Source organism: Streptomyces stoeckheimensis, from assembly GCF_045822005.1.
Classification (GTDB): Bacteria; Actinomycetota; Actinomycetes; order Streptomycetales; family Streptomycetaceae; genus Streptomyces; species Streptomyces stoeckheimensis.
Map to the genome: position 1 here is coordinate 5,582,846 of NZ_CP169550.1, position 25,846 is coordinate 5,608,691.

At 72.8% G+C, this 25,846-nt stretch carries 15 protein-coding genes; 5 read left to right on the forward strand and 10 right to left on the reverse strand.

Translation table 11 applies throughout. The features are described from left to right. Positions 1–47: 47 nt before the first annotated feature. Together ACE1OC_RS25325 and ACE1OC_RS25330 are read right to left on the reverse strand one after the other, a co-directional pair. Positions 48–1,229 (reverse strand): winged helix-turn-helix domain-containing protein, encoded by a 1,182-nt coding sequence (locus tag ACE1OC_RS25325; RefSeq protein WP_407838943.1) that lies wholly within the window; start codon positions 1,227–1,229, stop codon positions 48–50. A gap of 9 nt (positions 1,230–1,238) precedes the next feature. Then, positions 1,239–1,817 (reverse strand): GNAT family N-acetyltransferase, encoded by a 579-nt coding sequence (locus tag ACE1OC_RS25330; protein ID WP_407838944.1) that lies wholly within the window; start codon positions 1,815–1,817, stop codon positions 1,239–1,241. Between the two features lie 241 nt (positions 1,818–2,058). Between ACE1OC_RS25330 and secA the strand changes: the two genes are divergently transcribed. Continuing rightward, positions 2,059–4,839, forward strand: coding sequence for a preprotein translocase subunit SecA (gene secA / locus ACE1OC_RS25335; RefSeq protein ID WP_407838945.1), 2,781 nt, complete (start codon positions 2,059–2,061; stop codon positions 4,837–4,839). A 90-nt stretch (positions 4,840–4,929) separates the two neighbouring features. Here secA and ACE1OC_RS25340 read toward each other — a convergent pair whose 3' ends face one another. Next, positions 4,930–5,574 (reverse strand): Rv3235 family protein, encoded by a 645-nt coding sequence (locus ACE1OC_RS25340; protein ID WP_407838946.1) that lies wholly within the window; start codon positions 5,572–5,574, stop codon positions 4,930–4,932. Between the two features lie 355 nt (positions 5,575–5,929). Here ACE1OC_RS25340 and ACE1OC_RS25345 point away from each other — a divergent pair, with 355 nt between their 5' ends. From ACE1OC_RS25345 to ACE1OC_RS25355, 3 genes are all read left to right on the forward strand, one after another. Further along, positions 5,930–6,430 (forward strand): DUF6912 family protein, encoded by a 501-nt coding sequence (locus ACE1OC_RS25345; protein WP_274552965.1) that lies wholly within the window; start codon positions 5,930–5,932, stop codon positions 6,428–6,430. A gap of 85 nt (positions 6,431–6,515) precedes the next feature. Further along, positions 6,516–7,220 (forward strand): HAD family hydrolase, encoded by a 705-nt coding sequence (locus tag ACE1OC_RS25350; protein ID WP_407838947.1) that lies wholly within the window; start codon positions 6,516–6,518, stop codon positions 7,218–7,220. Between the two features lie 396 nt (positions 7,221–7,616). Beyond that, positions 7,617–12,599, forward strand: coding sequence for an NAD-glutamate dehydrogenase (locus ACE1OC_RS25355; protein ID WP_407838948.1), 4,983 nt, complete (start codon positions 7,617–7,619; stop codon positions 12,597–12,599). Positions 12,600–12,765: 166 nt separating this feature from the next. Here ACE1OC_RS25355 and ACE1OC_RS25360 read toward each other — a convergent pair whose 3' ends face one another. Together ACE1OC_RS25360 and ACE1OC_RS25365 are read right to left on the reverse strand one after the other, a co-directional pair. Then, entirely contained in the window at positions 12,766–13,554 is a 789-nt protein-coding gene (locus tag ACE1OC_RS25360) for an ABC transporter ATP-binding protein (protein ID WP_407838949.1), read from the reverse strand. After that, positions 13,547–14,485, reverse strand: coding sequence for an ABC transporter permease (locus ACE1OC_RS25365; RefSeq protein WP_407838950.1), 939 nt, complete (start codon positions 14,483–14,485; stop codon positions 13,547–13,549). Before ACE1OC_RS25365 ends, ACE1OC_RS25360 begins: the two co-directional genes overlap by 8 nt. A 127-nt stretch (positions 14,486–14,612) precedes the next feature. Here ACE1OC_RS25365 and ACE1OC_RS25370 point away from each other — a divergent pair, with 127 nt between their 5' ends. After that, positions 14,613–15,245 carry a TetR/AcrR family transcriptional regulator gene (locus ACE1OC_RS25370; RefSeq protein ID WP_407838951.1) on the forward strand — a complete coding sequence of 211 codons (633 nt, stop codon included), beginning with the start codon at positions 14,613–14,615 and terminating at the stop codon, positions 15,243–15,245. A 225-nt stretch (positions 15,246–15,470) separates the two neighbouring features. On the opposite strand, the gene ACE1OC_RS25375 is transcribed toward ACE1OC_RS25370, so the two are convergent. The 5 genes from ACE1OC_RS25375 to ACE1OC_RS25395 all read right to left on the reverse strand — a co-directional run bounded on the left by ACE1OC_RS25375 (position 15,471) and on the right by ACE1OC_RS25395 (position 25,562). Continuing rightward, positions 15,471–17,720, reverse strand: coding sequence for a bifunctional glycosyltransferase/CDP-glycerol:glycerophosphate glycerophosphotransferase (locus tag ACE1OC_RS25375; RefSeq protein WP_407838952.1), 2,250 nt, complete (start codon positions 17,718–17,720; stop codon positions 15,471–15,473). Between the two features lie 128 nt (positions 17,721–17,848). Beyond that, on the reverse strand, positions 17,849–18,706 hold the full coding sequence (locus tag ACE1OC_RS25380) for a carbohydrate ABC transporter permease (protein ID WP_407838953.1): 858 nt from the start codon (positions 18,704–18,706) through the stop codon (positions 17,849–17,851). After that, positions 18,703–20,052, reverse strand: a complete 1,350-nt coding sequence (locus ACE1OC_RS25385) for a carbohydrate ABC transporter permease (RefSeq protein ID WP_407838954.1) — start codon at positions 20,050–20,052, stop codon at positions 18,703–18,705. Before ACE1OC_RS25385 ends, ACE1OC_RS25380 begins: the two co-directional genes overlap by 4 nt. A 5-nt stretch (positions 20,053–20,057) precedes the next feature. Then, positions 20,058–21,446, reverse strand: a complete 1,389-nt coding sequence (locus ACE1OC_RS25390; protein ID WP_407838955.1) for an ABC transporter substrate-binding protein — start codon at positions 21,444–21,446, stop codon at positions 20,058–20,060. A gap of 150 nt (positions 21,447–21,596) precedes the next feature. Then, the gene (locus ACE1OC_RS25395; RefSeq protein WP_420497901.1) at positions 21,597–25,562 is read right to left on the reverse strand and encodes an FHA domain-containing protein; all 3,966 of its coding nucleotides are present in this window, start codon (positions 25,560–25,562) and stop codon (positions 21,597–21,599) included. Positions 25,563–25,846: the final 284 nt, after the last annotated feature.

A 25,846-nucleotide genomic window follows, 5' to 3' on the forward strand; every position in this document is an offset into this window, starting at 1 on the left:
CCAGACCCCGCGCCTCAAACGCCGGCGAGGCTGGGGTTGTCCCCGGTTCAGAGGGTGGACAGTTCCGCCGTGACTGCTTCCGCTTCCGCAGGAGAGCTCGCGCGGTCGATGCGGATCGTGTCGCAGCCGACCCAGGTGGCGGCTTCGCGGAGGGCTTCGGCCATGGGGCGGGCCGCCTTCGGGGTGGTCAGGGAGAGTTGGCGGGCCACCAGGGTGGTGCCCTCGCGGGCCGGGTCCACGCGGCCCTGGAGGCGGCCTCCGGCCAGCAGCGGCATCGCGAAGTAACCGTGGATCCGCCGGGGCTTGGGGACGTACGCCTCCAGGCGGTGGGTGAAGCCGAAGATCCGCTCCGTGCGCGGGCGCTCCCAGATCAAGGAGTCGAACGGGGAGAGGAGGGTCGTGCGGTGGCGGCCCCGGGGGAGGGACGCCAGGGCCGCGGGGTCCGCCCAGGCCGGCTTGTCCCAGCCCTCCACCTCCACCGGGACCAGGCCCGCGTCCTCGACCACCTCGTCGAAGTCCTGCTTCTTGAGGCGGTGGTAGTCCGCGATGTCGGAGCGCGTGCCCACGCCCAGGGACTGCCCCGCGAGGGCCACCAGGCGGCGCTTGCACTCGCGGTCGTCCAGCTCGTCGTGGAGCAGGGCGGCGGGGACCGCGCGCTCGGGGAGGTCGTAGACGCGCTTCCAGCCGCGGCGCTCGGTGCAGACGACCTCGCCGACGTCGAGGAGCCACTCCACCGCGATCTTCGTCTCCGACCATTCGAACCACTCGCCGCCGTTCTTGGCGCCGCCCAGTTCGGTCGAGGTCAGAGGGCCTTCGGTGGCGAGGCGGTCCAGGACCGTCTTCGTGGAGTGGCGCTTGTCCTCCAGGATGTGCCAGCGGTGGCCGCGGGCCTTGTTGGCCCGGCGGCGGAAGGCGAAGTGCGGCCATTCCTCCATCGGCAGGATGCAGGCCGCGTGCGACCAGTACTCGAAGGCGTGGTTCTCCGACCAGTACGAGGCTTCGACGGCGGAGCGCCCGACCGCGCCGAGGCGCGCGTACGGGACGAGTTCGTGGGACCGGGCCAGTACGGAGATGGTGTCGAGCTGCACGGCGCCCAGGTGGCGCAGGACGCCCCGCACACCACCGCGCCGGTCGGGGGCCCCGAGGAAGCCCTGTGCGCGCAGCGCGATGCGGCGGGCCTCGTCGGCGGACAGGGACAGCGTGGGTGTGGGCGTGGGCGCGGTCGTCATGGCGGAACCCTAGGGCGTGGCACTGACAGGCGAGGGAAGGTACGGGAGGCGGGAGGGCAGGCCCAGGTCCGAGGGGAGCATGGCGCCGGTCCAGCAGTCCCGCAGGGTCCCGCGGTGTTCCATGCCCGCGCGCGCCACGCCTTCGACGGCGAAGCCGACCTTCTCGGCGACCCGGCGGGAGGCGTGGTTGCCGACCCCGGCGCGCCAGATCATCCGTGGGCAGCCGAGCTCGGTGAAGGCCCAGCGCAGGACGGCGGGCAGTGCCTCGGGCAGGTAGCCGAGGCCGCGGTGCTCGGAGACGGCCCAGTAGCCGAGCTCGTGCGCGTGCTCGCCCTCCGGTGCGACCCCGACGCAGCCGACCAGCGGGCCGCCGGCGCCCAGCCGGATCCCGAAGTTGTACTCCGAGCCGGTCTGCCCGCCCGGGACCCGGGTCACGAAGGACTCGGCGTGCGTGCGCTCGTACGGGACGGAGACCGGTATCCAGCGCTGGATCGCGGGGTCCTGCAGCGCCGCGTACACCTCGTCGGCGTCCGAGGCGTCGAGGGGGCGCAGCACGAGGCGCTCGGTGGTCAGCGTGATCGGTTCCATGGGGAGATTCTGCTGTGGGAGGACGGCGGGGGCGAAGCGGATTTCCGGAAGAGGGACCGCCCATACCGGCACCTTCCGTGCCCCTCACACGTTCTCATTTCCGGGCAGTCCAGCCCCGCGGCAGTGCGGACCTCCCGACGCGACCGCGTCCTCGCTTACGATGGCCGTTGCGGTGGGGCCCACCCTCCGTGCCCGTGCACGAAAACAGTGCCAGGCCCGACCGGCAAGGAGACAAACCTCGGTGTCCGTCTTCAACAAGCTCATGCGTGCAGGCGAAGGCAAGATCCTCAAAAAACTGCACCGCATCGCGGACCAGGTCAACTCCATCGAAGAGGACTTCGTCAACCTCTCCGACGCCGACTTGCGTGCGCTCACGGACGAGTACAAGCTGCGCTTCCAGGACGGCGAGAGCCTGGACGACCTGCTGCCCGAGGCCTTCGCGACGGTCCGCGAGGCCGCCAAGCGCGTCCTCGGCCAGCGTCACTACGACGTCCAGATCATGGGCGGCGCCGCCCTGCACCTCGGCTACGTGGCCGAGATGAAGACCGGTGAGGGCAAGACCCTCGTCGGCACGCTGCCGGCGTACCTGAACGCGCTGTCCGGCAAGGGCGTCCACCTGATCACGGTGAACGACTACCTCGCCGAGCGCGACTCCGAGATGATGGGCCGGGTGCACAAGTTCCTCGGCCTGCAGGTCGGGTGCATCCTCGCGAACATGTCGCCGGCGCAGCGCCGCGAGCAGTACGCGAGCGACATCACGTACGGCACGAACAACGAGTTCGGCTTCGACTACCTCCGCGACAACATGGCGTGGTCGCAGGACGAGCTCGTCCAGCGCGGCCACAACTTCGCCGTGGTCGACGAGGTCGACTCGATCCTCGTCGACGAGGCCCGTACCCCGCTGATCATCTCGGGCCCGGCCGACCAGGCCACCAAGTGGTACGCGGACTTCGCGAAGCTGGTGACGCGCCTCACCAAGGGCGAGCCCGGCCAGCCCCTCAAGGGCATCGAGGAGACCGGCGACTACGAGGTCGACGAGAAGAAGCGCACCGTCGGCATCCACGAGTCCGGTGTCGCGAAGGTCGAGGACTGGCTCGGCATCGAGAACCTCTACGAGTCGGTGAACACCCCGCTCGTCGGTTACCTCAACAACGCCATCAAGGCCAAGGAACTCTTCAAGAACGACAAGGACTACGTCGTCATCGACGGCGAAGTCATGATCGTCGACGAGCACACCGGCCGCATCCTCGCCGGCCGCCGCTACAACGAGGGCATGCACCAGGCGATCGAGGCGAAGGAAGGGGTGGACATCAAGGACGAGAACCAGACCCTCGCCACGATCACCCTGCAGAACTTCTTCCGCCTGTACTCGAAGCTGTCGGGCATGACCGGTACGGCCATGACCGAGGCCGCGGAGTTCCAGCAGATCTACAAGCTCGGTGTCGTCCCGATCCCGACCAACCGCGACATGGTCCGCAAGGACCAGGCGGACCTGATCTACCGCACCGAGGTCGCGAAGTTCGCCGCCGTCGTCGACGACATCGCGGAGAAGCACGAGAAGGGCCAGCCGATCCTCGTCGGTACGACGTCGGTCGAGAAGTCCGAGTACCTCTCGCAGCAGCTCTCCAAGCGGGGCATCCCGCACGAGGTGCTGAACGCGAAGCAGCACGAGCGCGAGGCCTCGATCGTCGCCCAGGCCGGCCGCCGCGGCGCCGTCACGGTCGCCACGAACATGGCCGGTCGCGGTACCGACATCAAGCTCGGCGGCAACCCGGACGACCTCGCAGAGGCCGAGCTGCGCCAGCGCGGCCTGGACCCGGAGGAGCACATCGAGGAGTGGGCGCACGCCCTTCCCGAGGCGCTCACGCGGGCCGAGGCGGCCGTGAAGGCGGAGTTCGAGGAGGTCAAGGACCTCGGCGGGCTGTACGTGCTGGGCACCGAGCGCCACGAGTCGCGCCGCATCGACAACCAGCTGCGCGGCCGTTCCGGCCGACAGGGCGACCCGGGCGAGTCCCGTTTCTACCTGTCGCTCGGCGACGACCTGATGCGCCTGTTCAAGGCGCAGATGGTCGAGCGCGTCATGTCGATGGCGAACGTGCCGGACGACGTGCCGATCGAGAACAAGATGGTCACGCGGGCCATCGCCTCGGCCCAGTCGCAGGTCGAGACCCAGAACTTCGAGACGCGCAAGAACGTCCTGAAGTACGACGAGGTGCTGAACAACCAGCGCACCGTCATCTACAAGGAGCGCCGCCGGGTGCTGGAGGGCGAAGACCTCCAGGAGCAGATCCGGCACATGATGGACGACACGATCGACGCGTACATCACGGCCGAGACGGTCGAGGGGTTCGCGGAGGAGTGGGACCTGGACCGGCTGTGGAACGCCTTCCGGCAGCTCTACCCGATCAAGGTCACGGTGGAGGAGCTGGAGGATGCCGCGGGCGACCGCGCGGGCATCACCGCCGAGTTCATCGCGGAGTCCGTCAAGGACGACATCCACGAGCAGTACGAGGCCCGCGAGGCGACGCTCGGCTCCGACATCATGCGCGAGCTGGAGCGCCGCGTGGTGCTGTCGGTGCTGGACCGCAAGTGGCGCGAGCACCTGTACGAGATGGACTACCTGCAGGAGGGCATCGGCCTGCGGGCGATGGCCCAGAAGGACCCGCTGGTCGAGTACCAGCGCGAGGGCTTCGACATGTTCAACGCCATGCAGGAGGGCATCAAGGAGGAGTCCGTCGGCTACCTGTTCAACCTGGAGGTCCAGGTCGAGCAGCAGGTCGAGGAGGTCCCGGTCTCGGCGGACGCCGGTCCGTCGCTGACCAAGCCGGAGATCCGGGCGAAGGGTCTGGACGCCCCGCAGCGGCCGGACCGGCTGCACTTCTCCGCGCCCACGGTCGACGGTGAGGGCGGCGTCGTCGAGGGCGACTTCGAATCGGATTCCGGTGACGACTCGGACGGGATGACGCGCGCGGAGCGCCGCAAGGCCGCGAAGGCCACGGGCGGCCGTCGCCGCAAGAAGTAACCCGCGCCGTTCGCGGGATCACCGCCGGGGCCGGACACCACGCTGTGCGTGGGGTCCGGCCCCGGCGGCGTTCGGGGGCGGGGGCCCGGGTCACGGGCGGGGGCCGTGGAGTTCCACGGCGGCGCAGCGCCAGCGCAGGTCGGGGCCCTGTTCCAGACGGAAGGCCAGCGCGGTGAGGCGGTCGCCCGTCGCGATGCGGGCGAAGGCCTCGATGACCCCGGGGCCCGGGGTGAAGCGGCCGCATCCGTGCAGGACGGGGCTGAGCCGGCGGGCGTCGTACGCGTGCTCGTGCGGGGGGTCGGCGGGGGCGAGGGTGATCAGCTGGTCGTAGGCCGGGCCGATGGTGTGGCCGATCAGGGAGTGCACGGGGCGGCGTCCGCTGAGGACGGCGAGCAGCCGTTCGGCGAACCAGTGGTGCGGGCCGCTGCCGCGGTGGACGGCGGTGGGCGGCCGGCGCCGGTCGTGGCGGCGGCCGGGCCGCGAGGCGCCGGGGCCGGGGCCGGTGCCCGTCGGCCTCGCGGAGCCGCGGCCGGGGCCGGTGCCGGCGCTGCTCCCGCTCCCGCCACCGGTCCCGCCACCGCGCCCGCTCCCAGTGGTTCCGGGGCGCCGGGCGGCCCCGTTCCCGGGCCGGGCCCCGGTGGGTGCGGTGCTCGTGGGCCGCGCGGGGTCGGTGGTGGTGCTTCCGGTGGCGCTCTCGGTGGCGCTCTCGGTGGTGCGGGGTGTGCTGGTGGGCATCGCGGCCGTCCCTGGGGTCGTGCCCGGGTTGGTACCGGGCGGTAACTTCGTAGGGACTTCTACGGGGCTGCGAACACGCTCCGCAACGGCGCCGCGGGGCGCCCCCGCACCCGTCCCGCCTTCACCTATCCGGGTCGGCCCCCGGCCCCGCCGGGCCCCGCCCCGGATCCCGCCGGGAGCGAGGTGGACGCCGCCGGGCCCCGCCGCGGCACCCCGAAGGGGGACGCGGGCCGTCACGGACGGAGTCCGGCCCGGGACCCCGGGGCGGACTCGGGCGAAGGGGGCATCGGGGAGGAGGGGAGGCGGGCCGCGGTCGTATCCTGGGGGCGTTTCCGACTACCGAAAGCAGCCGGCCATGCGCGTGTACGTCCCCCTGACCCTGCCCGGGCTCGCCGAGGCGCACCAGGCGGGTGAGCTGGGCCCGGCTCCGCTGCGGGCGTACGCCGTCACGCCCGGACTGCGCGAGTGGTACGTGTCGGACGACATCGAGGAGCTGGAGTACGCCGCCCTGACCCGGGCCGCCGCCGCCTCGCTGCGGATGATCGCCGAGGACGGGGCCGCGCCCCGCAAGCGGGTCGTGGTGGCCGTGGACGTGGACGACAAGGCCGCCACCGCCACCCCCGGCGTCGACGAGGCCACGCTGGGCCAGGTGGCCCTGGCCGGGGCCGTACGGCTCTCGGTGGCGGCCGCGGTGCACGTGGACGCCGAAGAGGCCCTGGAGGACGTGAGCGCCGCCGTGGCGGCCGTCCCCGCCGCGGACGGGGGCGACGAGGACGCGCGCTTCACCGTCGACGGAGCCGAGGACCACGAGCTGCTGTGGTTCGGTGTCCAGGAGATCCCGGGGCTGCTGAAGTGAGCGCGGCACCCGAGAACCCCGCAGCCGAGGGCGCGCCGCTCGTGGTCCCGACGCCCGAGGGCCCCGCGCTCGCGGCCCGACGCCCGTGACCGCCGCGCCCGTGGGCCCGGCCGCACCGGTCCCCGCGCCCGCGGCCCCGCACATCGTCTGGGACTGGAACGGCACGCTGCTCCACGACATCGACGCCGTGATAGCCGCCACCAACGCCTCCTTCGCCGAGCTCGGCCTGGCGCCGATCACGCTGGAGCGGTACCGCGAGCTGTACGTCGTACCGGTGCCGAAGTTCTACGAGCGCCTGATGGGCCGGCTCCCCACGGACGCCGAATGGCTGGTCATGGACGAGGCCTTCCACCGGCACTACTGGGTGGCCGCCGAGGACGCCGGGCTCGCCGAGGGGGCCCGCGAGCTGCTGCGCGACTGGCAGCAGGACGGGCTCACGCAGTCCCTGCTGTCCCTCGCGCCCCACGACAAGCTCGTGCCGCTCGTCCGGGCGCACGGGATCGACACGCACTTCCTGCGCGTCGACGGGCGTACCGGGCCCTCCCACACCACCAAGGCCGGACATCTCGTACGTCATTTGGCGGCCCTGGACGGGACGGGAGTGACGGCCGGCCGTACGGTCCTCATCGGGGACGCCGTGGACGACGCGCTGGCCGCCGCGCACGTGGGCGCGCGGGCCGTCCTCTACACGGGCGGTTCGCACAGCCGGGGCAGTCTGGAATCAGCCGGTGTCCCCGTCGTGGACAGCCTGGCGGAGGCCGTACGCACTGCTCGCGAGCTGGCCGGATAGCGACCGGGGCATGAGCGGAGAGCGACCGCGCACCGGCCTGGCACGCATGACCGGGCCGGACCCTGTCCAGAGTGTCAAAGTTACCCCCCCTCTTTTGTACACATACAGCTCATGACGAGCCGGGGGTGGAGCGAGATAGCCTGGTACCCGTGATCAGCGCGATAGTTCTCGGAGGCACCGAAGCCTCCGCCCGGCGCCCGGCGCACCACGGTGCCCGGGCCCTCGCTGATCCCCGCCCCCGGGACCTCCTGCCGATCATGGCCGATTTCCTCCCGGTGGGCTCTCTCGACGGCATAGCGTCGATCCCGAACGGACACCGAAACCCCGCCTCGCGGTGCTATGCCATTCCTTCCTTCACCTACGTCACGCAATGGCGCGCGACAGGAGCCAGAGGACATGCAGACCAAGCTGGACGAAGCAAAGGCCGAGCTGCTCGCGCGGGCGGCACGGGTAGCTGAGAACAGCCCGGCCGGGGGGCTACTTCCGACTGGGTCCGAGCAGGGGGAGCGTCCCGACCGGGACACGACTCTCGCCTACCTCCAGCGCTACTACCTGCACACCGCCCCGGAGGACCTGCTCGACCGGGACCCGGTCGACGTGTTCGGGGGCGCGCTCTCGCACTACCGGCTCGCGGAGAACCGTCCGCAGGGCACCGCGAACGTGCGGGTGCACACGCCCACGGTGGAGGAGAACGGCTGGACCTCCAGCCACTCCGTCGTCGAGGTGGTCACCGACGACATGCCGTTCCTCGTGGACTCCGTGACGAACGAGCTGTCCCGCCACGGGCGCGGCATCCACGTCGTGATCCACCCGCAGGTCGTCGTCCGCCGCGACGTCACCGGCAAGCTCATCGAGATCCTCGGCCCCGACTGCGACGCTCACGGTCCCCGCACCGCGCGCCCCCACGACTCCCTCGTCGAGTCCTGGATCCACGTCGAGATCGACCGCGAGACCGACAAGGCCGACCTCAAGCAGATCACCGCCGATCTGCAGCGCGTCCTGTCCGACGTCCGCGAGTCCGTCGAGGACTGGGAGAAGATGCGCGACGCGGCGCTGCGCATCGCGCAGGAGCTCCCCGAGGAGCCGACCGCCCCGGACCTGCGCGAGTACGAGCTCGAAGAGGCCCGCGAGCTGCTGCGCTGGCTCGCCGACGACCACTTCACCTTCCTCGGCTACCGCGAGTACAACCTCGTCGACGGCGACGCCCTGGCCGCCGTGCCCGGCACCGGCCTCGGCATCCTGCGCTCCGACCCGGTGCACCACGGCCAGGACGAGGCGCACCCCGTCTCGCCGTCCTTCAACCGGCTGCCGGCCGACGCCCGTGCCAAGGCCCGCGAGCACCGCCTGCTGGTGCTGACCAAGGCCAACAGCCGCTCCACCGTGCACCGCCCCTCGTACCTCGACTACGTCGGCGTCAAGAAGTTCGACGCCGAGGGCAACGTCGTCGGCGAGCGCCGCTTCCTCGGCCTGTTCTCCTCCGCCGCGTACACCGAGTCGGTGCGCCGGGTCCCGGTCATCCGCCGCAAGGTCGCCGAGGTCCTCGAGGGCGCCGGCTTCGCCCCGTCCAGCCACGACGGCCGCGACCTGCTCCAGATCCTGGAGACCTACCCGCGCGACGAGCTGTTCCAGACCCCGGTCGACCAGCTCCAGGCCATCGCCACCTCCGTCCTGTACCTCCAGGAGCGCCGCCGGCTGCGGCTGTACCTGCGCCAGGACGAGTACGGGCGCTACTACTCCGCGCTCGTCTACCTGCCGCGCGACCGGTACACCACCGGCGTGCGGCTGCGGCTGATCGCGATCCTGCAGGAGGAGCTCGACGGCATCAGCGTCGACTTCACCGCCTGGAACACCGAGTCGATCCTCTCCCGCATCCACTTCGTCGTCCGCGTCCCGCAGGGCACCGAGCTGCCCGTGCTGACCGACGCCGACGTCGAGCGGATCGAGGGCCGGCTGGTCGAGGCCGCCCGCTCCTGGGCCGACGGCTTCGGCGAGGCGCTCGTCGCGGAGCTGGGCGAGGAACGCGCCGCGGAGCTGCTGCGCAAGTACGCGAACTCCTTCCCCGAGGGCTACAAGGCCGACCACTCGCCGCGCTCGGCCGTGGCGGACCTGTGCCACCTGGAGCGGCTGTCCGCGAGCGACCGCGAGTTCGCGCTCTCGCTGTACGAGCCGGTCGGCGCGGGCCCCGGCGAACGCCGGTTCAAGATCTACCGCACGGGCGAGCAGGTCTCGCTCTCCGCGGTCCTGCCGGTCCTCCAGCGCCTGGGCGTCGAGGTCACCGACGAGCGGCCGTACGAGCTGCGCTGCACCGACCGCACCAACGCGTGGATCTACGACTTCGGTCTGCGGATGCCGCTGGCGAGCGGCAACGGCGACTCCGCCGGGACCGCCAACTACCTCGGCGACGACGCGCGCGAGCGGTTCCAGGACGCCTTCTCGGCGGTCTGGCAGGGCGACGCCGAGAACGACAACTTCAACACCCTGGTGCTGGGCGCCGGACTGACCTGGCGCCAGGCCGTGGTCCTGCGCGCGTACGCCAAGTACCTGCGCCAGGCCGGGGCCACCTTCAGCCAGGACTACATGGAGGACACCCTCCGCAACAACGTCCACACCACCCGGCTGCTGGTCTCCCTCTTCGAGGCCCGGATGTCGCCGGGCCGCCAGTCCGCGGGCACCGAGCTCGTCGACGCGATGCTGGAGGAGCTGGACGGGGCCCTGGACCAGGTCGCCTCCCTGGACGAGGACCGGATCCTGCGGTCCTTCCTCACCCTCATCAAGGCGACGCTGCGCACCAACTTCTTCCAGCTCAACGCCGCGGGCGAGCAGCACTCCTACGTGTCGATGAAGTTCGACCCGCAGGCCATCCCCGACCTGCCGGCGCCGCGTCCGGCCTTCGAGATCTGGGTCTACTCCCCGCGCGTCGAGGGCGTCCACCTGCGCTTCGGCAAGGTCGCCCGCGGTGGCCTGCGCTGGTCCGACCGCCGCGAGGACTTCCGTACGGAGATCCTCGGCCTGGTCAAGGCGCAGATGGTCAAGAACACCGTCATCGTGCCCGTGGGCGCCAAGGGCGGCTTCGTCGCCAAGAACCTCCCCGACCCGTCGGTCGACCGGGACGCCTGGCTCGCCGAGGGCATCGCCTCGTACAAGATCTTCATCTCGGCGCTGCTCGACATCACCGACAACATGGTCGGCGGCGAGGTCGTGCGGCCCAAGGGCGTGGTCCGCCACGACGAGGACGACACCTACCTCGTCGTCGCCGCCGACAAGGGCACCGCGACCTTCTCCGACATCGCCAACGGGGTCGCGGAGTCCTACGGGTTCTGGCTGGGCGACGCCTTCGCCTCCGGCGGCTCGGCCGGCTACGACCACAAGGGCATGGGCATCACCGCCCGCGGCGCCTGGGAGTCCGTCAAGCGGCACTTCCGCGAGCTGGGCCACGACACCCAGACGCAGGACTTCACGGTCGTCGGCGTCGGCGACATGTCCGGCGACGTCTTCGGCAACGGCATGCTGCTCTCCGAGCACATCCGCCTGGTGGCGGCCTTCGACCACCGGCACATCTTCATCGACCCGAACCCGGACGCGGCGACCTCCTACGCCGAGCGCCGGCGCCTGTTCGACCTGCCGCGCTCCTCCTGGGCGGACTACGACAGCTCCCTGCTGTCGGCCGGCGGCGGGATCCACCCGCGCAGCGCGAAGGCCATCCCGGTCAACGCGCAGGTCCGCGAAGCCCTCGGCATCGAGGCCGGCGTCACCAAGATGACCCCGGCCGACCTGATGAAGGCGATCCTGCAGTCCCCGGTGGACCTGCTGTGGAACGGCGGCATCGGTACGTACGTCAAGGCGACGGCCGAGACGCACGCGGACGTCGGCGACAAGGCCAACGACCCCATCCGCGTCAACGGCTCCGACGTGCGGGCCAAGGTCATCGGCGAGGGCGGCAACCTGGGCCTGACCCAGCTCGGCCGCATCGAGTTCGCGCACGTCGGCGCCGGCGGCGAGGGCGGCAAGGTCAACACCGACGCCATCGACAACAGCGCGGGCGTGGACACCTCCGACCACGAGGTGAACATCAAGATCCTGCTGAACTCGGTGGTCGCCGACGGGGACCTGACCGTCAAGCAGCGCAACAAGTTCCTCGCCGAGATGACCGACGAGGTCGGCCGTCTGGTGCTGCGCAACAACTACGCCCAGAACGTGGCGCTGGCCAACGGCGCCGCCCAGGCCCCCAGCCTGCTCCACGCCCAGCAGCGCTTCATGCGCCGCCTGGGCCGTGACGGCCTGCTGGACCGCGCCCTGGAGTTCCTGCCCAACGACCGGCAGATCCGCGAGCTGCTCAACAACGGCAGGGGCCTGACCCAGCCGGAGCTGGCCGTCCTGTTCGCCTACACCAAGATCACGGTGGCGGACGAGCTCATCCACACCGAGCTCCCGGACGACCCGTACCTCGACCGCCTGCTGCACGCCTACTTCCCGGGCGCGCTGCTCGCGAAGTTCCCGGAGCAGGTCGACGGGCACGCGCTGCGCCGCGAGATCATCACCACGGTGCTGGTCAACGACACCGTCAACAGCGGTGGCTCGACCTTCCTGCACCGCCTGCGCGAGGAGACCGGAGCCTCCCTGGAGGAGATCGTCCGGGCGCAGCTCGCGGCCCGCGAGATCTTCGGCCTGGCCGGCGTGTGGGACTCGGTCGAGGACCTCGACAACGAGGTCGCCGCCGACGTCCAGACCCGGATCCGGCTGCACTCGCGGCGCCTGGTCGAGCGCGGTACGCGCTGGCTGCTCAACAACCGGCCGCAGCCGCTCCAGATCACCGAGACCATCGAGTTCTTCGCCGAGCGGGTGGAGCAGGTCTGGTCGGACCTGCCGAAGCTGGTGCGCGGCGCGGACCTGGAGTGGTACGAGGCGGTCATGGCCGAGCTGATCGGCGAGGGCGTGCCGGAGGAGCTGGCGGCCAAGGTGGCCGGGTTCTCCTCCGCCTTCCCGACGCTGGACATCGTCGCGATCTCGGACCGTACGGGTGTCGATCCGCTGGCGGTCGCCGAGGTGTACTACGACCTCGCCGACCGGCTGGACATCACCCAGCTGATGGACCGGATCATCGAGCTGCCGCGGGCCGACCGCTGGCAGTCGATGGCCCGCGCGTCCATCCGCGAGGACCTGTTCTCGGCGCACGCGGCGCTGACCGCGGACGTGCTGGCGGTCGGGAACGGGACCTCGACTCCCGAGGAGCGCTTCAAGGCGTGGGAGGACAAGAACGCGGCGATCATCGGGCGTGCGCGGACGACTCTGGACGAGATCCAGGGGTCGGACGACTTCGACCTGGCGAACCTGTCCGTCGCCATGCGGACGATGCGGTCGCTGCTCCGGGCGCACGCGTAGCCCTGGCGGGCCGGCTTGACGGAACGGGCCGGGCCCGGGACCCTCTTGGGGGTTCCGGGCCCGGCCCGTTCGTGTTCCGGTCCGTCGTGGGCGGGTGCGGCGCCGTTGCCGGGGGCCAGCCCCCGGACCCCCGCTCCTCAAACGCCGGAGGGGCTGGATTTGGCCGTCAGCGGCTGTTCGTGAATTGCTCGTACGCGTCGCAGACCTCTTCCGAGGGGCCGTCCATGCGCAGGACGCCTGATTCGAGCCAGATCGCGCGGTCGCAGGTTTCGCGGACCGTGCCGATGCCGTGGCTGACGAGGAAGACGGTGCCGGCCCGTTCGCGGAGCTCCTCGATGCGGGCCTGGCTGCGGCGCTGGAAGGCGGCGTCGCCGGTGGCCAGGGCCTCGTCGATCATCAGGACGTCGTGGTCCTTGGCGGCGGCGATGGAGAAGCGCAGCCGGGCGCCCATGCCGGAGGAGTAGGTGCGCATGGGCAGGGAGATGAATTCGCCCTTCTCGTTGATGCCGGAGAAGTCGACGATGCCCTGGTAGCGCTCGCGGACCTGTTGTTTGGTCATGCCCATCGCGAGGCCGCCGAGGACCACGTTGCGTTCGCCGGTCAGGTCGTTCATCAGGGCGGCGTTCACGCCGAGCAGCGACGGCTGGCCGTGCGAGAAGATCCGGCCGCGCGCGACCGGCTGGAGGCCGGCGATGGCGGACAGCAGGGTGGACTTGCCCGAGCCGTTGGTGCCGATCAGGCCGATGGCCTCGCCCTTGTACGCGGTGAAGCTGACGCCCTTGACGGCGTGCACCTCGCGGATGCCGGGGGCGGGCTTGCGGGAGAAGAGCCGACTCAGGGCGGCGGTGGCGCCGCCCTTGCGGCCGCCCGAGCCGTGCACCTTGTAGATCACGTGGACCTCGTCGGCGATGACGGTCGGGACCCGCGTTTCGATGGCGGTTGCGGTGTCAGCCACGGCCGTACTCCTCCTCTGCCTTCCAGAAGAAAACGAACCCGCCGACGCCGACGACCAGGGCCCAGCCCAGGGCGATCAGCCAGACGTGCGGCGGGAGCTGGCTCGCCGTATAGGTGTCGATGAGCGCGAAGCGCATCAGGTCGATGAAGACGGCGGCGGGGTTGAGCTTGAGGGCCGTCGAGACCCACTGCGGCAGGTGGTCGGTGCGGAGCATCTGGTCGATCGACCACATGACGCCCGAGGCGTACATCCAGGTCCGCAGGACGAACGGCATCAGCTGGCTGACGTCCGGGCTCTTCGCCCCGATCCGGGCCATGATCATGGCGCAGCCGGCGCAGAAGGAGGCCATGAGGAGGAGGGTGGGGAAGGCGAGCAGCCAGTTCAGGGTGGGGGTCTGGCCGAAGACGAACAGCAGGATGATCAGCGCGCCCATCGTGACCATCAGCTGCTGGAAGAGCTGGACCACCGTGGACAGCGGCAGGGAGGCGCGCGGGAAGTGCAGGGCGCGCACCAGGCCGAGGTTGGACTGGACGGAACGGGTGGCGGCGTTGATGCAGCTTCCGATGAAGTCCCAGACGAAGACGCCGGTGATCAGGAACGGCAGGTAGTTCGGCACGTTGTGGCTGGCGTGCATGACGATGCCGAAGATGAAGTAGTAGACGGCCGCGTTGAGCAGCGGCGTCACCAGGTGCCAGACCTGGCCGAGGCTGGCCTCGCTGTACTGGGCGTGCATCCGGGCGGTGGCGTACGCGGTCACGAAGTGGCGCCGGCCCCAGAGCTGCGCGATGTAGCGGGGGAGGGTCGGGCGGGCGCCGCTGAGGGTCAGGTCGTGGGCCGCCGCCAGTTCGGCGATGGGGTCCGGGGCCTTGTCCTTGGCGCTGCTCTTGGGCTTCGCCGGAGCGGGGGCCGGTGGCGCGGTGGTCACTGTCACGGGAGTCGCTTTCGACGGGGTCGGGGCGTCGCTGGCGATGGGACGGGTCCGTATCGTCGCTACGGTGAGGTTAGGTCGTTCGACGTCGGAACGCAACCGTATCGTCGTCTCGGGTTATGCTCTGCTTATGACGCCTGAGCCTGCTGCCGCCGCCCCTGCCCCCGCCGCCCGTAGAGCCCCCGCCGGGGCCGCCGTTCTCCGTGAGGACGTGACCGAGGCGATCCGGGCGGCCGTGGTCGAGGAGCTCGCCACCGTGGGCTTCGCGCGGATGTCGATCGAGGGCATCGCGCGGCGTGCGGGCGTCGGGAAGACGGCCGTGTACCGCCGGTGGAAGTCGAAGCTGCACCTGGTGCTGGACCTGGTGGGCGCCTTCGCCGTGGAGGGACTGCCGGTGCCGTCGACCGGGTCGCTCTACGGGGACGTACGAGCCCTGCTGGAGGTGATGTCACACGTGCTGCGGCATCCGGTGGCCTCGGCGGTGATCCCCGACCTGCTGGTCGAGGCGGCGCGGAATCCGGAGATCGCGGATGCGGTGCGGGGCGCTCTGCTGGAGGGGCAGCGGCGGATGGCGGAGGGGATCATCTCCGAGGCGGTGTCGCGCGGCGAGCTTCCCGTGGGGGTGGATGCGGGGAGGGCGCTCGATCTGGCGATCGGGCCGCTGTACTGGCGGCAGGTGGTCGTGCGGGACGCCGTCCCGGGGGGATACCTGGACGACCTCGCGCGGTCGGTGGTCGCCGGGCTGACGGCCGGGCCGGCCTAGGGCTCCGCTGCGCGGGGCAAGGTCCCCTACCCGCCCTTCGCCCGTTCCCCGGGCTGTGCCCGGACCCCCCTGGGGCTCCGCCCCAGACCCCGCGCCTCAAACGCCGGCGAGGCTGGATTTGGCAGACCCCGCGCCTCAAACGCCGGCGAGGCTGGATTTGGCAGACCCCGCGCCGCAAACGCCGGCGAGGCTGGATTTGGCGACGGCTGGATTGGTGCAGGCTGGTTAGGGCCAGCGCGACGTGGTCAGGTGGGCGAGGGTGGGTTCCGGGGTGGCGGAGGGGGCCGGTGGGGTGGGGCGGCGGTCTTCCAGAGGGGTGATGGGGGCCGTGGGCTGGCTCAGGAAGACGCGGCGGACCACGCGTTCGGCCGCCTGGCCGTCGTCGTGCGTGCAGAACCGGGTCCGGAAGGACGCGCGGAGCTGCGCGGAGCGCGAGCCCTGCCAGTGGCCGGTGGAGAAGATGTCCACCAGCTCGTCCTCGGTGCGGGCGATCGCGCCCGGAGGGAAGGCCCGCAGGTCGAAGTACGTGCCGCGGGAGGCCTCGTACGCCTCCCAGTCGTCCGCGTGGATCACGATCGGGCGGTCCAGGGTCGCGTAGTCGAACATCAGCGACGAGTAGTCCGTCACCAACGCGTCCGAGGCCAGGCAGAGTTCCTCGACCGAGGGGTGGGAGGAGACGTCGAGGAGGCGCGGGTGGGGGTCGGGGGCGGGTGAGCCCGCGTACGTGAGGTGGGTGCGGGTCAGGATCGTGTAGCGCGGCCCCAGGTCGCGCAGGATGCGGTCGAAGTCCGGGTGGGCCGGGCGGCTGCGCCGGTAGTCGCGGTGGGTCGGTGCGTACAGGATCGCCGTGGAGCCCGGCGGGATGCCGAGGCGTTCGCGCAGTTCCAGGACGTCCGCCTGGGTGGCCCGGTGGAACACGTCGTTGCGGGGGTAGCCGTACTCGAGCGTGGTGTACGAGGACGGGACCGCCTTCTCCCAGACGAGCGTGGAGTGGCGGTTCGAGGAGAGCAGGTAGTCCCACTGGTCCGCGCCGCGGAGCAGGCCCGCGAAGTCCGTGGTGGGCGTGGCCGCCGGGCGGTCCTGGAGGTCGAGGCCGACCCGCTTGAGCGGGGTGCCGTGCTGCGTCTGGACCAGGATCTGGCCGGGCCGCTTGGCCAGCGCACGCTCGAAGTTGACGTTCGTGACGAGGTAGGTGGCGCGGGCCAGGGCCGTCCAGTACGCCGCCGAGCCCGGGCGGAGCGGGGTGGTGCCGCGCGGCAGGGTCGAGGCGTGCGCGGGATCGCAGATCCAGGCCGTCCGCATGCGCGGGGCGAGTTCGCGCAGCTTGGCCTCGATCGCCGCCGGGTTGCAGGCGTAACCGCCGTGCCAGTACGCGGAGAAGACCGCCAGTTCCGGGCGGAGCGGGAGCAGGCGCTGCGCGCGGTAGTGCAGGCGCAGGACGGTTTCGCGCAGGCCCCGGCCCAGGGTGCCCCCGGCGCGGCCCGCGGTGAGCGAGGCCGAGCGGAGCAGGGAGAGGACGCGGTACGCGCGCCTCGTGCCCAGCCGCATCAGGAGGTGGCGGGTGCGGTCCGTCCGGCTCAGGGACAGCGGCCGGGGGCCCGGCACCCGGTAGCGGCGCAGCAGGGCCGAGGCCCGGGCGAAGAACTCGGCCCGGGCGGCGCGCGGGAGCCGGCGCGGGTCCGCGTACAGGGCGCAGAAGTGCTCGGCCATCCGCCGGTGCACGGCGGGCCGCCAGCGCTCCAGTTCGGGGCGGGTGGCGAGGTAGCCGAAGACGCGGTCGTACTGGTCGAAGACGTCCAGGTGGCGGCGGGTGGAGGTGGTCAGGATCGAGCCCGTGCGGCGCTGGCGGTAGTGCACGCAGACCTGGTCGAGGACGGCGACCGACTCCGCCGCCAGGAGCGCCGGGTAGGTCCAGGGGGTGTCCTCGTAGAAGCCGGGCGGGAAGGAGAGGCCCTCGCGCTCCACGTACTCGCGGCGGTAGGCCTTGTTCCACACCACCATCAGCATGCCGAGGAGGGCGGGGCGGTCGGCGAGGCGGAAGCTGGCCGGACCCTCCTCGGAGAGGCGGTGGGACTGGCTGTTGCGGACCAGCTCGCCGGTCCAGTAGGTGCGCGCGTAGTCGTAGACCAGGACGTCCGGGGAGCCGGTGGCCTTCAGCCGGTCGGTGATGGCCTGCAGGGCGCCGGGGGCCAGGGTGTCGTCGCCGTCGAGGAAGAGCACGTAGTCGCCGGTGGCCCGGGCCAGGCCCGCGTTGCGGGCCGGGCCCAGGCCCAGGTTGTGCGCCAGGTGCACGGCGGTGACCCGGGGGTCGCGGGCCGCGCATTCGTCGATGATCGAGCCGCAGGCGTCCGGGGAGGCGTCGTCGACCACGATCAGTTCGAGATCCGGGTACGACTGGGTCAGGACCGAGTCCAGACTCTCCTGGAGGTACGCCTGGACCTTGTACGCGGGCACGATGACGCTGAACCGGGGCACGGCACATCCAGGGGTCGGCGCGGGCATATGGCCCAGGAACCCCCGGCGTGGTGATCGGGTTACGCAGGGTGCGGCATTCGGGTTACGGAGCGTCAACCACGCACGTCAATGCCGTGATCCACACCGCTCTACTTGATCGCTCCCGCCATCACCCCCGAGACGAACTGCCGCTGGAAGGCGAAGAAGACGACGAGCGGCACCACCATCGACAGGAAGGCGCCGGGCGCCAGCACGTCGATGTTGTTCCCGAACTGCCGCACCTGCTGCTGGAGCGCCACCGTGACGGGCGGGTGCGCCGAGTCCGCGAAGACCAGGGCGACCAGCATGTCGTTCCACACCCACAGGAACTGGAAGATGCCGAGCGAGGCGATCGCCGGACCGCCCAGCGGCAGCACCACCCGTGCGAACAGCCGCAGTTCGCCCGCCCCGTCCAGACGGGCCGCCTCCAGCAGCTCGCGCGGGATCTCCGCGAAGAAGTTGCGCAGCAGGAACACGGCGAACGGCAGCCCGAAGGCGGTGTGGAAGAGGACCACGCCCGCCGTGGTCTCGAACAGGCCGATGGAGCCGAAGAGTTCGGAGACCGGGATCAGCGCCACCTGGACGGGTACGACGAGCAGCGCGACCACGATCAGGAACAGCCAGTCGCGGCCGGGGAACTCCAGCCAGGCGAACGCGTATCCGGCGAACGCCCCCAGCGCCAGGACGAGCAGGGTCGCCGGAACGGCGATGGCCGCAGTGTCGATCAGCGAGCCCGTGACGGTCTCGTTGGCCAGCAGCCGCTCGTAGTTGTCGGCCGTCAGCCGGGAGGGCGCCGTCAGCGCCTGCCACCAGCCGCCGTCGTTCAGCGCGGTGGGGGAGAGGAAGGAGGAGACCAGCAGCCCGAGCGTGGGCAGCAGCCAGAACAGGCCCGCCAGGACCAGGAAGACGCGCAGCGCCCCGCCGGCCGCCCGGGAGGCGAGGGAACGCGCGGTGGGCAGTGTGCTCATCGGCGGGCCTCCCGGCGCATCCGGCGGATGTTGTAGGCCATGACGGGAGCCACCAGCACCAGCAGCAGCACCGCGATGGCGCTGCCCAGCCCCGGATCGGCGTCCGTGCCGAAGGAGGTCCGGTACAGCTGGAGCGCCAGGACGTTGGCGTCGTCCTGCACGGCGCCCGGGGCGATCACGAAGACCAGGTCGAAGACCTTCATGACGTTGATGACGAGGGTCACCAGCACGACGGCCAGGACGGGCGCCAGCAGCGGCACCGTGATCCGCCGCAGCACCTGCCACTCGCTCGCCCCGTCCACCCGCGCCGCCTCCAGCAGTTCGCGCGGTACGGCGGCCAGCCCGGCCCCGATCAGCACCATCGCGAACCCGGCCCACATCCACACGTAGGCTCCGATCACCGCCGGGGTCACCAGGGTCGGGCCGAGCCACTCCACGCCCCCGTAGGCCTCCCGGAAGTTCGAGGCGGGCAGCCGCAGCAGGGCGCCGTCGGCCGCGGCGGACAGGGTGAAGGTGCCGTCGGCCCGGGTCCGCGCCGAGTCGACCACCCGGCCGTCCTTGACCGCCTCGACGCGCAGCCCCGACAGGGCGGACTCGGTGGGGTCGACCGTGTTCGTCGTACCGCCCCCGCCCCGGGTGAAGTCCTGCCAGGCGGTGCCGGTGACCTTCCCGGGGCCGGGGGCTGCCGCCTTCGCCGTGGCGGTGCCCTCGGGCAGGGCCTCCGGGGCGATCCCGACCAGCGGGAGGAGCGCCGGCACGCCCGCCCGTACCGGATCGCGGGTCACGTACGCGCCCCCGTCGGCCGGGAGCAGCGGCGAGTCCCGGCCGGGGCGGGCCTTGGGGAAGGCGGAGGACTCGGCGAAGGTGTCGTGGACGCCGACCCAGACGGCGTTGGCCACGCCCCGGTCGGGGTCGGCGTCGTAGACGAGCCGGAAGATGATGCCCGCCGCGAGCATCGAGATGGCCATCGGCATGAAGACGATCAGCTTGAAGGCCGTTCCCCAGCGCACCCGTTCGGTCAGCACGGCGAAGAGCAGACCGAGTGCGGTGGCGGTGACCGGGGCCAGCACCACCCAGATCGCCGTGTTCCCGAGCGCGGTGCGGATCGTGTCGTCGCGCAGGATCTCCCCGTAGTTCCCGGCGCCCACGAACTCCTCGCCGGAGCGGTCGAAGAAGCTGCGGTAGAGCGAGTAGCCGATGGGGTGCACGACGAGCGCGCCGAGCAGGACGAGGGAGGGGAGGAGGAACGCCGCGGCGGTCAGCCGGCGGCGCCGGGTCTCCTTGCCCTTCGGGGAGCGGGGGCCGGTGGCGGGGCCCGCCACCGGGGTGGTCGCGGGGGAGGCCATCGGGATCAGTTCCCGTAGGCCTTGGCCGCGTCCGCCTCCAGCCTCGCCTGCGTCCCCGCGATGTCGGCCGGGTTCGCCAGGAAGTCCTGGAGCGCCTTCCACTCGCCCGCGCCCGGGGTCCCGCCGAAGGCCGCCGGAGCCTGGTCCGACATGTCGAAGCGGAAGTTGTCGCCCGCCGCGATCAGGGCCTCGGCGATGCCGCGCTGGATGTCGTTCGGGTACGCGTCCGGTGCGAGCGCCTTGTTCGGGGAGAGGAAGCCGCCCTCACGGGCATGGATCCGTGCCGAGTCCACCGAGGCCAGGAACGTCAGCAGCGCCTGCGCGCCCTTCGAGGCCTTCAGCGCGACCGCCACGTCCCCGCCCGAGACCACCGGCGCCTTGGCGCCGACCGCCGGGAAGGGGAAGACCAGGGCGTCCGTGCCCAGCTTCGCGTCCGTCTGGGCGATGTTGACCGCCACGAAGTCGCCCTCGTAGACCATCGCGGCGGCCGGCCGGTCGCCGCCGGTGAAGGTCTGCGTCACCGACTTCGGGAACTCGGTCGCCAGCGCCCCGCTCTGGCCGCCCGCCAGGAAGTCCTTGCGGCCGAACAGCTCGGCGAGCGAGGTCAGCGCCTGCTTCACGCTGTCGTCCGTCCACTTGAGCTCGTGCTTGGCCAGCTGGTCGTACTTCTCCGGGCCCGCCTGCGAGAGGTAGACGTTCTCGAACCAGTCGGTCAGGGTCCAGCCGTCGGCCCCCGCCACCGAAACCGCCGGGGTACCGGACGCGGACAGGGTGTCGGCGGCCGTCAGCAGCTCCTTCCAGGTCGCCGGGGGCCGGACGCCCGCCGCCTCGAAGGCCTTCGCGTTGTACCAGATCAGCGACTTGTTGGCGGCCTTGTAGTAGACGCCGTACTGGGTGCCGTCGACCGCGCCCAGCTTCTTCCAGCCGGGCGAGAAGTTCTGGTCCAGCTGGGCCTGCGCGTCGGCGCCGACCGGCTGCGCCCACTTGTTCTTGACCGCCGCGACCAGCGCCCCGACCTGCGGGAGCAGCGCCACGTCCGGCGGGGCGCCGCCCGCGATCTTGGAGCCGAGGAAGGTGACGATCGGGTCCTGCGCCGGGACGAAGGTGACCGTGGCACCCGTACGCCGCTCGAACTCCTTCAGGACCTTGACGAAGTTCGCCTGCTCCGCGCCCGTCCAGACGGCGGCGACCTCCAGCTTCTCCCCGTCGAGACGGGGTAACGCGACGGACGGCCCGCCCGAGGTGTCGGGGCCGTCCGTGCCCTTCGCCGGCTCCTTGCCGTCGCCGCCGCACGCGCTGAGCGCCAGCGCGCCCACCACGGCCAGAGCGGCCCACGTGTGCCGTCGGCGCTGGGATGTCCGGAGTGTCGTGCGGCTCGTTCCGTGCGTGCGCATGGCGGTGCCCCCGATGCCTCGCTGGCGATGGTGTGTCCCGTGCCACAAGGTCTACGCCGCCCCGCCCACCCCCGCAATACCGCCTCGCGGCGTACGGGGGTGGGCGGGGGACCGCTCGGGGGGCCGGTCAGGGACGGCCCGGGGGCCGGTTCAGGGCGCCGGCGGGAACAGCACCGGTACCGCCGACACCAGGTGCGAGGCCCGGTCCAGGGCGCTGGCCAGGAGCGCCAGGTCGGTCGGGCCGTTGCCCAGCTCGCGGACCGGGCGACGGGCCGGCGGATCGCCCATCCGCTCCCACTCCACCGGCACCACCGTCGGCCGCAGCGTGGCCGTCCGGGGGATCCGGCCGGTGACCCGGCCGCCCTGGAACGGAACCGCGCGCCCGTCGGCGTACCGGAGCACGCCCCGGCCCGGCCCCGGCTGGTCGGGGGCGTCGAGCTCCACGCGCAGGGTCGTGAGCCGGGCCAGCTCGGTGTCGGCCGTCCGGTCCGGGCGGGCACTGGTGGCCACCAGGTGCACCCCGAGCCGGGCTCCCTCGCGGGCCACCGCCTCCAGCGCGCGGACCACCGAACCGGCGGCGGGCCGGCCCGTACTGCCCAGGCCCGGCGCGACCAGCGCGTCGAAGTCGTCCACGAGCACGACGAGGCGGGGCAGCGGGCTGGGCCCGGCCGCCGGATCGGTACGGGTGGCCGAGGAGCGCAGCCGCAGGGTGCCGGAACGCTGGGGTTCGAGATCGCCGCGCAGCTCGCCGGGGGTGGGCTGGCGGGGGGAGACCATCCGGTCGGAGACCTCGCACATGGCGTGCCACTCGGAGAACGGCACCCCGTCCAGGAGCTCGGACCGCCGCTTCAGCTCGGCGCCCAGCGCCTGCGCGAACTCCCGCATCCGCAGCGGGTCCGAGGCGACCAGGTGCGCCGAGACGTGCGGCAGCTCCGTACAGGGCAGCAGGCCGTCGCCGCGCTCGCCGCCGGCCCCGTCGAGCAGGACCAGGCCGAGCCGGTCGGGCCGGGCGGCCGCCGACAGGGAGGCCGCCACGGAGCGCAGCAGTTCCGTACGGCCGCTGCCGGCGGGCCCCTCGATCAGCACGTGCGGCCCGTCGGTGACCAGTTCGGCGCCCACCGGCCCGCGCCGGCCGGTGCCCAGGACTATCTCCGCGAGCCCGCCGACGCGCTGCCCCTGGTCGGTGGCGGCGGCCCAACGGGCCATCAGCGAAGCCGGGGTGGCCCGGGCCAGGCCCAACTCGTCCAGCAGCCGGGCGGTCTGGGGCAGGTTGGCGGCAGCCGGCCGGTAACCGCCCTCCGCGACCGGGGAGTCCGCCTTCAGCGGGGCCAGGGCGCGGGCGAACCGCTCCGCCCAGGCCGCCGAAACGGCGTCCGCCGTGGCCGTACCGCCGGACCCGGTCGGTGTGCCGCCCGAGACCGCGAAGGTCCGTACGGTCGTGGCCACATCACCGCTGAGCAGCGCCGCCGTCGAGCAGTCCCGGAAGGCGGGGGCGGCCGCGCAGGCCGCCTCGTAGGTCTCGGCGACGGGCGACGCGGGCGTCGCGGCCGGCGCCTCGGCCAGGACCAGCACGTGGATCCCGGCGGCCGGCCCGTGCGAGGTCAGCCGGCCGGTGATGTCCCGGAGCGCCCCCGGACCTGGGTCCCCGTCGAGGACCAGGAGGGTGTACGGGCCCCGGTAGGCGGACGAGGCCTCGCGCACCGCGTCCGGGCCTGCCGTGGCCCAGTGGGTGCCGAGGGGGCCGTCGTCGAGCCGCCGGGTCAGCTCCCCGGCGCGGGCGGCCGCCTGATCGCGGTCGTACGCGAGCAGCAGCCGGCAGTCCTGCCCGTGCGCCGGGCGTACGTGGGGCAGCCAGCCGAGCCAGCCCCAGTCGCGGCGGCGCTCGGCGAGCGGGCGGGCCCGGTCGGTGGAGATCAGCACGATCTCCAGGCGCTGGCCGGGGGCGTGCAGGGCCGCCAGCCGTGCGATGACGGAGCGGGCCACACCGGTCAGCCGGGCCCGGGGTCCGGCGATTCCGAGCGCCCCGGTCTCGCGGAGCGCGACCTCGCTGCCCGCGCCGAGCGTGACGTGGAGCCCGGCGGGCCCGGCCCACAGCCGCGGGGCCGGCCCGAGGGCGGTGAGCAGCAGGGCCGCGGGATCGTCGGAGCCGGGCCGCGCCACGACGGCGGCCGCGGGCTCGGCGACCGCCTCCACCTCGGCGGCATCCGCCCCGCGCACCCACTTGCGCGCCCAGGCGCCGATGCCGCGACGCCCTGCGCGCCGGGGTTCGGCCTCGCGGGCCGCCTCGGGCTCCTCCCAGCCGCCGGCCCCGTGATGCTCGACCCCGGTCCGCTGCACGGCCCCGGGCCCGGCCCCGCCGTGACCGTACGGGTCGGCGGCTCCGCCTCCGTGGGCCGCTCCGGCGTACGGGCCTGCGGCTCCGCTTCCGCGCTGTGCTCCGGCGTACGGGTCCTTGGTTCCGCTTCCGTGGGCTGCTCCGGTGTACGGGCTTGCGGCTCCGGCCCCGTGGGCCGCTCCCGCGTACGGGTCTGTGGCTCCGGCCGGGTGCGGTGCTCCGGCGTGCCGCCCGGGGGTTGCTGCGGGGTGTGCCGCGTCGGCGTGCTGACCGGGGGCCGCAGCGGGGTGCTGCCCAGGGGTGTGGTCGGCGTGCGGTGCTCCGGCGTGCCGCCCCGGGGTTGCTCCGGGGTGGTGTGCCGGTCCGCCGTAGGGGCCCGTGGCTCCAGGGGCTACGCCCGGGTGTGCCGGTACGCCGTACTGGCCGGCGGCGCCGGAACGGTCGGGGACCGGGTGGTGTCCGGCGCCCGGGGCTCCGGACCCGGACCCGGACCCTGATCCGGGCCTGGCGATCCGGCCGGCGCGCAGTGGGTCGGCTTCGCCGCCCTGGCCGGCCTCGCCGTACGGCCAGGGGTCCGGGGAGGCGGAGCCGGACGCGTTCCAGCCGCCTCCGGCGTGGTGTTCGGTGCCCCGGGCGGCGGGGACCACTCCGGCGCCGCCGTCCCGGTGCGCCCCGGGCGCGGGCCGGACGGGGTCGGGGGCGGAGCCCCCGTTTCGGGAAGGGGCGGGGTGGGGGATCTGCCCTTGCGCTCCCAGGCTCTGCCCACCGGGGTACGCCCCACGGCTCCGGTCGCCGCCGTCGGAGTGCGACCCGGCCGGGCTGCCGGGCGTAGCCCCGGTCCACCCTTCGCCAGGGGCGTCGGGGTACGACCCGGCCGCGGTGCCCGACGTAGCGCCGGTCCAGGCTCCGCCGGAGGTGCCGCCGTCGGAGTGCGACCCGGCCGCGGTGTCGGGCGTGGCGCTGCTCCGGGCTTCGCCAGGGGCGCCGGGGTGCGAACCGGCCGCGGTGCCCGACGTAGCGCCGGCCCACGCCCCGTCGGCGTCGCCTTCGGGGTGCGACCCCGCAGCGGGGTGGCCCGGGAGGGAGACCGAGAGGTGGCCCTCCAGGTCCGGGGTGAGGGGGAGCGGGACGGGGGCCGGACCCATGGCCAGGCGGAGCGTGGATTCGCCGACCCGCAGCAGCGCCCCCGGCGCGAGCGCCACCCGCTCCGCGCCGACCACCGCGCCGTCGAGCGTCGTGCCGTTCGTCGACCCGAGGTCGGCCACCGCCACCCGCCCGTCGGGGAGCACCGTCACGGTGCAGTGCAGGCGGGACACGTCGGGATCGTCCAGCGGGACGTCCGCGTCGGCCGAGCGCCCGATCCGGATCGCCCCGGGGTGCAGCAGGTGCACCCCGCCGGCGTCCGGCCCGGCCACGACGTGCAGCTGCGGCCCGTCGCCGAGGGCGGCCGCGGTCCCGTCCGTCCGTACGTCGGGGCCGGGCACGTTCAGCGACAGCACCGCCCCGTCCACGAGCGGCGGCTCGCCGAGCGCGCAGCGCGCGGGGTCCAGGCGCTCCGTACCGGCGTACAGCACGACCGTGCCACCGGTGTCGGGTCCGCCGACGGTCGCCGCGAGCCCGGAGGCCACCGCGGACAGGGCGGTACCGGCGGGCGCGGTGACGAGCACGTCACAGCTCGACGGCGCGCCTCCTCCGCCGGTACCCCCGCCGGAGGCGGTCGCGGTGGCGGTCTGGTGGCCGCTGCGCGACCCCGACCCAAGGACGGTCAGCCGGATCTGCATCGCCGTCAGCGGTCCCTTCTGCGCGGTGCGCGGTGTGTGCGCCCGGCAGGGACCTGCGGGACGGATCACCCGTGCCCGTTCGCACGCGGTGCCCGCCCGTCCGCCCCCACCCGGCACGGACGCGTCGTCCGGTCAGGTCTGCCCGGAAGGCGGGGCTCCCGTCCCGGCCGTTCCGTACGGGTGCATCCTCGCACCTGTCGTCCTCAACACGCCCGCCACCCACCGGGAAGTGATCTTGATCGGTCGCGGTCCGGCGCCGGACCTGCAAGCGGGCCGATCGGATT

Bases quoted from the DNA above. Each gene is read 5' to 3' on its own strand.
- ACE1OC_RS25395 (WP_420497901.1), bottom strand. From the start codon at position 25,562: ATGCAGATCCGGCTGACCGTCCTTGGGTCGGGGTCGCGCAGCGGCCAC.
- ACE1OC_RS25345 (WP_274552965.1), top strand. From the start codon at position 5,930: ATGCGCGTGTACGTCCCCCTGACCCTGCCCGGGCTCGCCGAGGCGCAC.
- ACE1OC_RS25380 (WP_407838953.1), bottom strand. From the start codon at position 18,706: ATGAGCACACTGCCCACCGCGCGTTCCCTCGCCTCCCGGGCGGCCGGC.
- ACE1OC_RS25325 (WP_407838943.1), bottom strand. From the start codon at position 1,229: ATGACGACCGCGCCCACGCCCACACCCACGCTGTCCCTGTCCGCCGAC.
- ACE1OC_RS25370 (WP_407838951.1), top strand. From the start codon at position 14,613: ATGACGCCTGAGCCTGCTGCCGCCGCCCCTGCCCCCGCCGCCCGTAGA.
- ACE1OC_RS25385 (WP_407838954.1), bottom strand. From the start codon at position 20,052: ATGGCCTCCCCCGCGACCACCCCGGTGGCGGGCCCCGCCACCGGCCCC.
- ACE1OC_RS25340 (WP_407838946.1), bottom strand. From the start codon at position 5,574: ATGCCCACCAGCACACCCCGCACCACCGAGAGCGCCACCGAGAGCGCC.
- ACE1OC_RS25330 (WP_407838944.1), bottom strand. From the start codon at position 1,817: ATGGAACCGATCACGCTGACCACCGAGCGCCTCGTGCTGCGCCCCCTC.
- ACE1OC_RS25390 (WP_407838955.1), bottom strand. From the start codon at position 21,446: ATGCGCACGCACGGAACGAGCCGCACGACACTCCGGACATCCCAGCGC.
- ACE1OC_RS25355 (WP_407838948.1), top strand. From the start codon at position 7,617: ATGCAGACCAAGCTGGACGAAGCAAAGGCCGAGCTGCTCGCGCGGGCG.